Source organism: Micromonospora sp. NPDC047753 (assembly GCF_040642735.1).
In the GTDB taxonomy this organism is placed as follows: Bacteria; Actinomycetota; Actinomycetes; order Mycobacteriales; family Micromonosporaceae; genus Micromonospora.
Genome location: NZ_JBEYSL010000226.1, coordinates 1 through 10,549, shown reverse-complemented (window position 1 = coordinate 10,549; position 10,549 = coordinate 1). Strand labels below are relative to the sequence as shown.

Genomic DNA, 10,549 nt, shown 5'->3' with positions numbered 1-10,549 from the left:
ATTGTTACCGCTACCACCGATATCTAAACATGCAACACGACTCTCTTTCACTACACGACGCACTTCCGATCGCCCACCGCCACCGCCACGGCGACCAACGCCACCTCGACGCCGAGCACCACCAGGTCGGCGTCGACGCGTCGGGCGGGCAGTTCCGGTCCCCGCCGCAGGGGCGCGAGCACTTTCATAACGAGCGGACGGTACGGCCATCGCCGGCCCTGAGGAGCGGAAACCGGCAGGACACCACCGTTCGATGAGCGAACGACGCTGGCGAAGATGCTGATGGTCCGATTCCGTCCATGCCGGGAGGCTTGGCGTCCTAGCGTTTCCGGTATGCCATCACCGATCGACGTGGTACTGCCGTGTCTCGACGAAGCCGCGGCACTACCTGGCGTACTGACCGCACTGCCACCCGGATACCGGGCGATCGTGGTGGACAACGGCTCCCGGGACGGCTCAGCGGAGGTTGCGGCCCGGCACGGCGCCCGGGTCGTCCACGAAGCGTGCCGGGGCTACGGCGCGGCCGTACACGCCGGCTTGGAGGCGGCCGAGTCCGTACTGGTCTGTGTGCTCGACGCCGACGGCTCCTTCGATCCGACACAACTCCCGGCGCTGGTCACTCCGGTGGCCAGCGGATCGGCCGATCTGGTGGTCGGTCGTCGCCGGCCCGTTGCCGCCGGCGTCTGGCCGTGGCATGCCCGAGCCGGCACCGCGCTGGTCGCGGCGCTGCTGCGGCACCGGGGCATACCGCTGCGCGACCTCAGCCCGATTCGCGTGGCCCGCCGTGAGGCTCTGCTCGGCCTCGGAGTCACCGACCGAGCCTTCGGATACCCGTTGGAACTGCTCATTCGCGCCGCTGCCGCAGGCTGGCGGATCCGGGAGCTCGATGTGCGGTACTCGCACCGCGCCGCCGGCACCCGGTCGAAGGTCTCCGGCTCGCTACGCGGCACGCTCCGCGCGACCCGGGACTTCGCCGGGGTCCTGCGCACGGTGGAACGGTCGCGGTGACCGTTCTGCTGGTGATGGCGAAGGCACCCGTGCCCGGGGTGGTGAAGACCCGTCTCTGCCCACCGGCCAGCCACCTCCAAGCGGCCCGGATCGCCGCCGCAGCGCTACTGGACAGTCTGGACACCGTAGGCGCCACACCCGGCGTGACACCCGTCCTCGCCCTGCACGGTCGGCTGGCCGACGCCGAAGAAGCCGCCGAGCTGACCGCGGCAATCGCCGGCTGGCAGATCTTGCCGCAGCGCGGAACCGACCTCGGCGACCGTCTGGCCAACGCCCACGCCGACGTGGCTGACGCCTACCCTGGTCGGTCGGTGTTTCAGATCGGCATGGACACGCCGCAGCTGACCCCCGCGCAACTCGACGCAGCCGTCCATCGCCTCAGCCTGGGCGACGCCGTCCTCGGCCCCGCCATGGACGGCGGGTGGTGGGCTCTGGGTCTGCACGACCCGCGGTACGCCGCCGTGCTGCGCACGGTTCCGATGTCCACCGCACTGACCGGACACCACACCATCGCTGCCTTGCGTGAGTGGGGCTTGCGCGTCGATTGCCTGAACCCACTTCGAGACGTCGACGAGTGGGCCGACGCGCTGGCGGTGGCTGCGTCGAATCCCGGCGATAGCCGCTTCGCGCGTCAGGTCGCGGCGGTCCAACGCAGCCTGACGTCCGGGATCGCACCATGAGCCGCAGCGTCCGGCCCAGACCGACCGAGGCGTTCGCTGGCGCGCTGTGTCGCCGCACCGGCGACCGCTGGCTGGTGCACGGCGACAACGGTTGGCGCACCCGCCTGCCGGTACGCCGGTGGCACGGCCCGGCCGAACCGGCGGTGGCCGCACTCGTCGCCCGGTGCACCGGTCCGACGCTCGACCTGGGCTGCGGTCCAGGCCGACTCACACTGGCGCTCACCCGGGCCGGGCTGACAGCGGTTGGAGTCGACATCTCGGCTCAAGCGGTCCGGCTGACCCGAGCCCGAGGCGCGATCGCCCTCCACAGAGATGTCTTCGCCCCACTGCCCGCCGAGGGGCGCTGGGCACACGTGGCACTGATCGATGGGAACATCGGCATCGGCGGAAACCCCGTCACCCTCCTCGGCCGCTGCCACGACCTCCTGCGCCCCGGCGGCACCGTGCTCGTCGAACTCGAACCGCCAGGCCCAGGACTGTGGCGCGGTCAAGCCCAACTTGCCCTCCAGGTCGCCGGCGGTGGATCACGCCTCGGGCCACCGTTCCGGTGGGCCCGGCTCGACACCATGGCGGTCACCGGGGTGGCCGCTGCCGCCGGGCTCACGGTCCGCGAGGTGTTCTGCCACGATCGCCGCTGGTTCGGCGAGTTGGCCACAGGCTGCTCTGGCGCGGTCTTCCCCACCAACTGAGGTCAGTACCGGCGCACACCAGCCGGCAAGTCCGTTGCTTGGCCGCAGGAGGCAGGCCCAGCCGTTGTGGGGAGGCCAGAGACCCGGGCGGGAAAGATGTGACCCAGCAACACCCTGGCCAATGAGCACTGCGGCCCGCCGGGGATCATCGTGCCCGCGCGGCCTGGGCCTCGCCGGTGAAACATGTCGACCCGGTAGAGCCGGGAGCCTGCTGGCCACGATCGATGCGACGGTGGCCGTGGCGGTATCCCGGCGCAGGTGCAGTGCCCCGTAGCTGCCGGATTGGAACTGGCCGGCGAAGACGGCCTGGTCGAAGGCCAGGACCCGAGACAGGTCGTCGGTTCGGCGCCACGATTCGTGGGGTATCTGCCAGAGTGGTTCATGCCCTTGAGCGCGTACCACCTCAGAGCCTCGGTCGCCGTGTCCGACATTCAGAAGGCCGTGGCCTTCTACGAAGGCGCGCTGGGCCTGCGGGCGTTGCGGTCCGGCCCCAGCGCCACCATCGCCGACGGCAGCCGCGTCTATGGTTCCGGTGGCGGGCCGGCGTTGAACGTGTACCAGTCGGTCACTGCCGGGAAGACCCCGGCGACGCTGGCGACGTGGTACGTCGACGACATCGACCAGATTGTCGAGGAGCTCTCCTCGTCCGGCGTCGAGTTCGTTCGCTACGAGCAGCTCGAGCACGACGCCAAGGGGATCACCGCGCGGGCCGGAGGTGGACGTATCGCGTGGTTCCAGGACCCGGACGGCAACACCTTCGCTCTCGAAGCCGACGTGTGACCTGAGGGTTGCCTGCCCTGCCGTCGAGTGACCTGGCTGCGACCCGCGAAGCGCAGCGAGGCTCGCCATGCGGACGGCTGGCACGACATGCACCTGCGCCGGCGCACGGGTGCGCGTTCGCGGCGTTGGGCGGTGAGAACGTCGCGGTGGTGTGCGGGCGGCGTCAGTCAGCACACCGCCCGCACCAGCTTCTGTCAGGTGCCGGCGACCACGACGACGGAGCCCGTCGCCGCCTCGATGCGGTGGATCGGGTCGAACTCGGCGTAACTGCTACGGTCGGAACAGGTGACGCTGCCCTCGGCGACGAGGTCGTTCGTTGCTGAGGTGGCGGTGTTCCACCTCGTCACCGGCCCGCCCGAGTCACCGCCGAGCACGGGACCGTCCTGCGCGTGTCCGGTGACGGTGTCGACCTCCACCACCGGGGAGCCGGTGCATCCGGTGTTGCCGGTGTCGGTGACCCTGCCGTACACCAGGCCGCCGTTGGAGCCGGAGATGTAGACGGCGGAGCCGATGGCGGGCCACCCGGTCAGCTTCGCCGTGACCGGGTTGGCTGTCGACGTGTCGCGCTCGCCGAACCAGGAGTACCGGCTGAAGTAGGCCCCGTTCTCGCCGGCGACCATGGAGACGTCCGTGCCCAGGGCCAGGTAGTTCGAGCTGACGCGGAGGTTCCAGCCGCCGTTGTGCCAGAAGGTGGTGCCATTGGCACCGCAGTGCCCCGCGGTCGTCACCCAGTTGCTGTTCGTTCCCCCGCGAGTCATCCGGAAGCCGGTCGTGCAGTACGCGTTCACGGTACGCGGGTTGTCTCCCGCAGCGGTGACGTTGTAGTTGAACATCGCCAACCCGCCGTAGTACGGGATGGTGTCAACCCGGCGGCTGGCGGGCGTGATCCCGGCCTGCGAGACCGATACCCGGGGAGTCACGCCGGTCGCCTTGACGGCGGCGGCGACGAGTGCGTCCGCGTCCCCGGAAGCGTGGATGACGACCTCTCCGGCCAGGCGGTCCAGCTTCACACGGTCAACGCTGGCGGCGTGAGAGCCAGCCCAGGCGCGGCTGTTTGCCAGCCGCTCGGCTGCGGCTTCCAGCCGTTTGATCGGTACCGCAGTGGTCTCGAACCGGACCGGGACCTCTCCCGCCTGTCGCGAGCGGGAGCCGACCGCGGAGCGAAGCCGGGCACCTTCGGCGTTCTGTACCTGGCGGACGACCAGTTGACCGGTCACCTCGTCGAAGTAGGTGCCGCCCGCGCCGTCGGGGTGCGCGGCGGCAGCGGCTTCCAGTCGGTGGAACTGCGCGGTCATCGCCTCGACGTCGACTGCTGCGGCAAAGCCGGGTTGCGGGGCCGGCCCGGCCGAAGACTCCTTCGCCTGAGCGGGGGACGATGTGACCGCGATCGTGGTGACTAGGCAGCAGAGCAACACCATGCTTTTACGCATGGAGCCTCCTTAGTGGAAGGTGCCCGGATGGTGCGGTGATCGTATAGTCCCGATCGCGGCGGCGATGTCCCACGCATTGATAAACGACATAGTCTGACTTGTTTCATTCGTCCAGACACGAACGGGTCCAGGGCCCCCACGCGGGGGCTCCTGGACCGGTGTACGACTGTGCGACCCGTCAGAAAATGTTCATGGCGATGCCGTTCGTGAGCGACGTGGTGCTCTGTACGCCGTCGATCTTGATCGGGTTGCCGGAGACGTGCTGCACGAAGATCCGCATGATGAAGTTACGGGTGCCGCAGGTCGGGTCGACCGGGATGCCGGACAGGGCGAAGTTCGCGACGTAGTGGTGCGCGTCGTCGCGGATCGTCTTGCGGGACGTCGCCGTGCTCGTCGTGCGACAGGTGTGCGCCGTCGTGTCCAGCTGGATCATCTCGAAGCGCACATCCACCACAGCGTTCGTGCCACGCGGCATCTCGTGGGCGTCGACGCTGCTGCTGCACGAGGCGGTACCCGTGTAGCAGGTGGTGAGCTCGAGATTGGCCAGCGCCTGGACGCTGGTGGCGTTGCTGTGCGCGTTCCATTTGTACACGGGCGTGCCGTCGTTGTAGAACACCCAGGCCGTGGAGGTGCCCGCGCCGACGTAGGTGCAGGTGCTGGACGTCCCGGTGCTGTTGCAGGAGGGGTTCTGCCACCAGCGTGCGCCCACCTGGTTGGTGTCGCTCACCTCGAGCCAGGTGTTGGTGGCGACGGCGGTCAGATGGTAATCGGTGAGCGAGCTGGAGGCCGTGTATCCGTAGAGGCCGCAGGTGTAGGTGCCGGCCGACGGCGCGGTGAACAGCAGGTCGGCGTAGATGGGCAGATGCCCAGGCGTGGCGTAGTACGTGGTGTCCGAGCCCTCGTGGTTGCGGGACGACGTTGAGGTGGTGCCGACCACGGTGCCGCCCGCGTCCACGCACTTGAGCGTGTTGTTCATCGCCACGATCTGCGTGACGCTGCTCGTCGCCTCAAGGCGCCCCCGTACGTGCCTCGACTCTCCGGCCGAGAGCGTGACCGTTCGGCTCAGCAGGCGCTCCTCGACTCTTGAGTAGAAGTTGTTCCCGCTCGTCAGTGTCAGTCTCGTCACCGGGCCCGCATCCGCCTGCGCGGCCTGCGCGGAGCCGGTGATGATCAGCAGCGCCACGAGCATGCTGAATGCTTTCCGCACGTATCGACTCCTTCAGAGTTGAGGAAAGGCGCCCGGGAGGGCGCCGCGTCGGCCGAATTGCCGGCCATGACCCGAATCGGACCGTAGTTCGAGGCAAGTGAATGTTAATGCCGGCTGATGCCCCCATGGTCTGTACCAGCCGCATGGTGAGCAGCCTTCTGTCGGGTAGACATTGGCCGTGCGAACAACAGAACGACGGTGCGGGCCGCCTCCAGGTGGCCCGCACCGTTATCGAACGCTGGGCGCGTTACGCCCGTCTGCAGAAAGCTGTTGGGTTCGAGTTGCCGGCCTACAGGTCGGCCGTCGTCACGCGGAAGGATTCGTACGTCGTGAAGGACCGGGGGAGGCCCGGCACGGTGGAGACGTTCTTGACCAGCATGCCGGTCGTGGCGTCGATGGTCAGCACCTCGCTGACCCCGCCGCCGAACACCTCGGGGCCGGCGGTGATCGTCAGCGTGGCCTTGCCGTGGGTGGTCGAGTCCTTGACGCTGACCGCGGCGATGGTGGACAGCAGACGCAGCACACCGGCCCGGACCTGCGTGTTGCCGTCGCCAGCGGACAGCGCCTGGGTGCTGTATGTCCATAGGGCGTTGTCGAAGTGCCGCTGAACTGCCTGGGGGCTGTACGGCTTCGGCTTGGCGTTGCCGCCCTTTTGCTTGATGATCACCTGGGCGTCCGCCTGCTGCTTGTCCCACACCGCCTTCTGCGCTGCGGGGTCGAGGCCCACCAGCGGGTCCTTGGCTGCCTTGAGCATCTGGGTCCGGCCGTCGGTCGGGCTGCTGTCCGCCGCGGCGACGGCTGCCTTCAGGAGCGGAGCGTAGCCGCCGTCCGTCATCTGATCCTGATGACGGGCGATCGCACGCTTGATGTCCTTCACACTGTTGCCCGTATAGATCGCGTGGCCGTCGGTGTACAGCGTGTACACGACCTGCATGGTCTTGGTGCCGTGGACCTGCGTCGCCTTCACCAGCCACGCGTCGCCCGCCGACGGGGTGAGCGTCTTGATGGACCCGGCCAGGGTCATCAGCGGCGCCTGCTCGGCTGATCCGTCGACGGTGGTCGAGCTTGAGGTGGCGGCCGACGAATCCTTGCTGGCCTCCGTGCCCCCGGTCGCCGACGAGCTGAGCACCACAGCGACGACTGCCGCCGCAGCGGCAACCCCCACCCCAGCGCCGATGCCCAATCGACCCGCGAGACCGATCCCGCGGCGGCGCTGAGGCGCCGGGCTGGACTCGTGGTCCCGCGTGGTTGTCGTCGTTTCCATGGTTGAGGTCGCCTCCATAGTCGTGTCCGCCGCTGCCATCGCGCCCAGCAGCCGCACGGTTCCGGGGTCGGCCATAGCCGCCCGCAGCACCATCCGCGCCCGCTGGTACGCCTCCGGGCGTAGTGGTTCTGCGCTGCCCAACGCACCGACCAGATCGAGCTCGTCGGTCATCGGTGTCTCTCCTTCGCGCTGTTGCGGTCCTTCAGAAGCGCGGACACCCCCGGGGCGTCGCGCAATGCCGTCCTGGCCTGGCTCAGCAGCCGCCGCGCGGTGCCGGCCGGTATGCCGAGTGCCCGCGCGGCGTCGGCTGCGGTCAGGTCCTCCCAGGCGACGAGCCTCAGAACCTCCCGCTCTTCCGGTTTGAGCCGCGTCAGGGCCGACCGGAGCACCGCCCGGGCGTCCACGCCGAGGTCCACCGCCGACCACGGATCCGATCCAGTAGCCACGTCCGGTACGTCCGCGACCAGGTCCTCGGCCGGCCGGGACCGCCAGTAGCGCCGCAAGCGATTCAATGCCACCCCGTACAGCCACGGCCGCGCATCGTTGTACGACCGGTCGTACGAGCGCCGCGACTCGAACGCCGCAACCCACACCTCGCCCAGAAGGTCCTCAGCCGCATCCCGCCCCGCCCGGCGAACGAGGTACGAACCGACGGCGGCCTCATGACGCTCGACCACCTCTACGAAGGCGTCGACATCGCCATCCAGCGACCGGCCTATCAAATCCGCATCCGAAGCCATGGCCCTCCTCGGCAAATCCGCGCTTCAACCTGACATTGCCGATCAGGCGGGAAAGTGTTCAGGTGCCGAGGTCCGACGGCGAGCGTGTTGTCGCCTCACCTGCTCCGCGGCTTGGCCGCCGAAGTCAATCCCAGGTCGCCCCGCCCCGTGCCGCCATGATGCCCGGAAGACTCCCTGATGTGCTCCTAACCGCTCGCGAGCTGGTCAGGTGGGCGACGTAGGCATCGGCGCACAGAACGAGCGTTACGGGTCAAGCGGTTCGATGACCTGCTTTCGGGCGTGTTGATAGATGACGGAGCTGCGGAACCCGACGATCTCGCGGCGTCCGCTGAACTTGTCCATGAGGAAGGAGTGCAGGCCGTCGACGCTGGGTACGGCGACGTGGACGAGGAAGTCGTCGCCGCCGGCCACGACGTACACCGACAGCACCTCGGGCAACTCCATCGCATATTTTTTGAAGCCGTCGATGACGGTGCGACTCAGGGGCCGGACCTGAACGTGCAGCAATGCTTGGACGCCGCGGTTGAGGGCGGCCAGGCTGATCTCGGCGTGGTAGCCGGTGATCACGCCGCGTTCCCGTAGTGAGCGCACGCGTTCCAAGCAGGTGGACGGCGCGATGCCTACTGCCCGGGCCAGTTCGCGGTTGGTCTGCCGCGCATGTGTCTGCAGGTGCTGGATGATCGCCGTATCAAGTTCGTCCACGACCGAAATCTTGCCAGTTCTCCGAACGTTGTTCGCTTTGAGCCGCTCAGTGCCGCGCACCTGCCTACTGTCGATCTCGTTCCGGCGAGTACATGACAGGAGCCGTTATGGTCGCGACCCACCTCGACACCGAGTCCATGCACGAACACGTCGTCCTCAGGCGGGGCGTACGGTCGGGCCTGCCGATCGTCGTCGCGGTGCACTCCACCGCGCTCGGTCAGGCCATCGGCGGTTGCCGGCTCGCGCACTACCCGCACTGGCGCGACGGGCTCACCGACGCGCTGCGGCTGTCGGCCGCGATGTCGGACAAGTGCGCGCTGGCCGGGCTGCCCAACGGGGGTGGCAAGACCGTCATCGCCCTGCCCCCGGGCAGGACACTTGACGCGGCCACCCGTCGGGCGGTGCTGCACGACGCGGGCGACGTCATCGCAGGCCTGGACGGCGCCTATGCCACCGGCCCGGACGTGGGAACCGGACCGGACGACATGGTCACGATCGCCGAGCGGACCCCGCATGCGTTCTGCCGACCGGTGCAGGCCGGTGGCAGCGGTGACTCCTCCGGCCACACCGCCGTCGGCGTCGTCGCCGCGCTGCATGCCCTGTGCGCCGAGCGATTCGGGTCAGCCGACCTGTCCACGCGCAGCTTCGCCGTGCTCGGCCTCGGCCGCGTCGGCAGCCACGTGCTGCGCATACTGGCCGACGCCGGCGCGACCCTGGTGGCCGCCGACACCGACGAGGGCAGGCGAACGCTCGCCGACACAGCGGGTGCCGCCTGGGCCAGCCCGCAGGACTGCCTGACCGCCGACGTGGATGTGCTCGTCCCCGCTGCTCTCGGCGGTCTGCTCACCCCGCACACAGTGCCGACACTGCGCTGCGCCGTGATCGCCGGACCGGCCAACAACCAACTCGACACCCCGGCCACCGCCGACCTGCTGCACCAGCACGGCATCCTCTGGGCACCCGACATCATCGTCAGCGCCGGCGGCATCATCCACGCCACCGCCATCGAGCTGCACCGGGAAACGTCCGCCCAGGCCACCGCCCGGGTCCACGGCATCGCCGACACCCTCACGGACATCCTGCGCACCGCCCGCGCCGCCGGCTCGACCCCGGCCGCCGCCGCCCGCTCCCACGCCCGACACCAGATTGAGCACGGCCGCCCCTGACCCCGGCCGCCACCCGACCGCGAGACAACGGTCAACCGCCGCCGTTCGACGCGGCCCGAACACCGGTATCCGACTCGTGCCAGACCTGCGGCCTGCGTGAAAGGTTCCCGCAGCCCTGGCGTACGACGGTCGTCGTGACTCCTCGCTGACGGCAACGTCCGATCAGGGAGGTGATCTGCGTAGTGCCGGCGGTCGGGTGGGCCTGGTCAGCGAGGTGGTGGAGGCAGCGTCGGGCTTTCGAGCCAGGCACGGAACAGGTCGTCCAAGGGCTCGCGGGCGAAGCGCTGAGCGTGCAGTCGGAACTGGCCGGTCGTCACCGTCGCGTGCCGGCGCTCGGCGACCCAGGCTCGCAGGAGCGCGAAGAACGAGTTGTCACCGACCCTTTTCCGCAGGGCGTGCAGAGTGAGCGCGCCACGCTTGTAGACGAGTGGGTCGAACATCCGGTCGACGCCGGGGTCGGCGACGATGACGTTTCGCGGGCGAGCCGCGACCCACGAGTACCACTGCGCGGCCATGGCGTCCGTCGGTAGATCGCCGGAGACGCCGGACCAGAGCCACTCGGCGTAGGTGGCGAAGCCTTCGTTGAGCCAGATGTGGCGCCAGTCCGCCACGGTGAGGCTGTTGCCGAACCACTGGTGGGCCAGCTCATGCACGACAAGCCGCTCGTGCGTCCGCCGTCCGTCGACGTGGTTCCGTCCGAAGACCGCCATGCCCTGCGCTTCGACGGGATCGTCGAGGTCGTCGTCGGCGACCACGACGACGTACTCCCGGAAGGGGTACGGCCCGAAGAGCCGCTGCAGCGTCGACATGATCTCGCCGTGTCGGCCGAAGTCGTGGTCGACATTCCTCCGCAGCGCCGGTGGGATCGCCGCGCGCTGCACCA

Annotated in this window: 12 protein-coding genes; 5 read left to right on the top strand and 7 right to left on the bottom strand. The window is 69.0% G+C overall.

The window, feature by feature from the left end:
- Nucleotides 1-50: 50 nt before the first annotated feature.
- Nucleotides 51-188 (bottom strand): hypothetical protein, encoded by a 138-nt coding sequence (locus tag ABZ749_RS19535; protein WP_357229681.1) that lies wholly within the window; start codon nucleotides 186-188, stop codon nucleotides 51-53.
- A gap of 145 nt (nucleotides 189-333) precedes the next feature.
- Between ABZ749_RS19535 and ABZ749_RS19530 the strand changes: the two genes are divergently transcribed.
- From ABZ749_RS19530 to ABZ749_RS19515, 4 genes are all read left to right on the top strand, one after another.
- Nucleotides 334-1,008, top strand: a complete 675-nt coding sequence (locus ABZ749_RS19530; RefSeq protein ID WP_357229679.1) for a glycosyltransferase family 2 protein — start codon at nucleotides 334-336, stop codon at nucleotides 1,006-1,008.
- Nucleotides 1,005-1,688 carry a DUF2064 domain-containing protein gene (locus ABZ749_RS19525; RefSeq protein WP_357229677.1) on the top strand — a complete coding sequence of 228 codons (684 nt, stop codon included), beginning with the start codon at nucleotides 1,005-1,007 and terminating at the stop codon, nucleotides 1,686-1,688. Before ABZ749_RS19530 ends, ABZ749_RS19525 begins: the two co-directional genes overlap by 4 nt.
- Nucleotides 1,685-2,377 carry a class I SAM-dependent methyltransferase gene (locus tag ABZ749_RS19520; RefSeq protein WP_357229675.1) on the top strand — a complete coding sequence of 231 codons (693 nt, stop codon included), beginning with the start codon at nucleotides 1,685-1,687 and terminating at the stop codon, nucleotides 2,375-2,377. Before ABZ749_RS19525 ends, ABZ749_RS19520 begins: the two co-directional genes overlap by 4 nt.
- A gap of 282 nt (nucleotides 2,378-2,659) precedes the next feature.
- A complete protein-coding gene (locus ABZ749_RS19515) occupies nucleotides 2,660-3,157 on the top strand; it encodes a VOC family protein (RefSeq protein ID WP_357229673.1) in 498 nt (165 codons plus the stop codon).
- A gap of 194 nt (nucleotides 3,158-3,351) precedes the next feature.
- Here ABZ749_RS19515 and ABZ749_RS19510 read toward each other — a convergent pair whose 3' ends face one another.
- From ABZ749_RS19510 to ABZ749_RS19490, 5 genes are all read right to left on the bottom strand, one after another.
- The gene (locus ABZ749_RS19510) at nucleotides 3,352-4,587 is read right to left on the bottom strand and encodes a hypothetical protein (RefSeq protein ID WP_357229671.1); all 1,236 of its coding nucleotides are present in this window, start codon (nucleotides 4,585-4,587) and stop codon (nucleotides 3,352-3,354) included.
- Nucleotides 4,588-4,765: 178 nt separating this feature from the next.
- Nucleotides 4,766-5,794, bottom strand: coding sequence for a hypothetical protein (locus ABZ749_RS19505; protein WP_357229669.1), 1,029 nt, complete (start codon nucleotides 5,792-5,794; stop codon nucleotides 4,766-4,768).
- Between the two features lie 289 nt (nucleotides 5,795-6,083).
- Nucleotides 6,084-7,151, bottom strand: a complete 1,068-nt coding sequence (locus tag ABZ749_RS19500; RefSeq protein ID WP_357229667.1) for a hypothetical protein — start codon at nucleotides 7,149-7,151, stop codon at nucleotides 6,084-6,086.
- A gap of 74 nt (nucleotides 7,152-7,225) precedes the next feature.
- The gene (locus ABZ749_RS19495; RefSeq protein ID WP_357229665.1) at nucleotides 7,226-7,798 is read right to left on the bottom strand and encodes a sigma-70 family RNA polymerase sigma factor; all 573 of its coding nucleotides are present in this window, start codon (nucleotides 7,796-7,798) and stop codon (nucleotides 7,226-7,228) included.
- Nucleotides 7,799-8,041: 243 nt separating this feature from the next.
- Entirely contained in the window at nucleotides 8,042-8,560 is a 519-nt protein-coding gene (locus ABZ749_RS19490) for an Lrp/AsnC family transcriptional regulator (protein ID WP_357229663.1), read from the bottom strand.
- Nucleotides 8,561-8,607: 47 nt separating this feature from the next.
- Here ABZ749_RS19490 and ABZ749_RS19485 point away from each other — a divergent pair, with 47 nt between their 5' ends.
- The gene (locus tag ABZ749_RS19485; protein WP_357229661.1) at nucleotides 8,608-9,666 is read left to right on the top strand and encodes a Glu/Leu/Phe/Val dehydrogenase dimerization domain-containing protein; all 1,059 of its coding nucleotides are present in this window, start codon (nucleotides 8,608-8,610) and stop codon (nucleotides 9,664-9,666) included.
- A gap of 206 nt (nucleotides 9,667-9,872) precedes the next feature.
- On the opposite strand, the gene ABZ749_RS19480 is transcribed toward ABZ749_RS19485, so the two are convergent.
- The coding region (locus ABZ749_RS19480) for a M1 family aminopeptidase (protein WP_357229659.1) at nucleotides 9,873-10,549 on the bottom strand (677 nt) is incomplete at its 5' end.

Bases quoted from the DNA above. Each gene is read 5' to 3' on its own strand.
- ABZ749_RS19535 (WP_357229681.1), bottom strand. From the start codon at position 188: ATGAAAGTGCTCGCGCCCCTGCGGCGGGGACCGGAACTGCCCGCCCGA.
- ABZ749_RS19530 (WP_357229679.1), top strand. From the start codon at position 334: ATGCCATCACCGATCGACGTGGTACTGCCGTGTCTCGACGAAGCCGCG.
- ABZ749_RS19520 (WP_357229675.1), top strand. From the start codon at position 1,685: ATGAGCCGCAGCGTCCGGCCCAGACCGACCGAGGCGTTCGCTGGCGCG.
- ABZ749_RS19510 (WP_357229671.1), bottom strand. From the start codon at position 4,587: ATGCGTAAAAGCATGGTGTTGCTCTGCTGCCTAGTCACCACGATCGCG.
- ABZ749_RS19500 (WP_357229667.1), bottom strand. From the start codon at position 7,151: ATGGTGCTGCGGGCGGCTATGGCCGACCCCGGAACCGTGCGGCTGCTG.
- ABZ749_RS19495 (WP_357229665.1), bottom strand. From the start codon at position 7,798: ATGGCTTCGGATGCGGATTTGATAGGCCGGTCGCTGGATGGCGATGTC.
- ABZ749_RS19485 (WP_357229661.1), top strand. From the start codon at position 8,608: ATGGTCGCGACCCACCTCGACACCGAGTCCATGCACGAACACGTCGTC.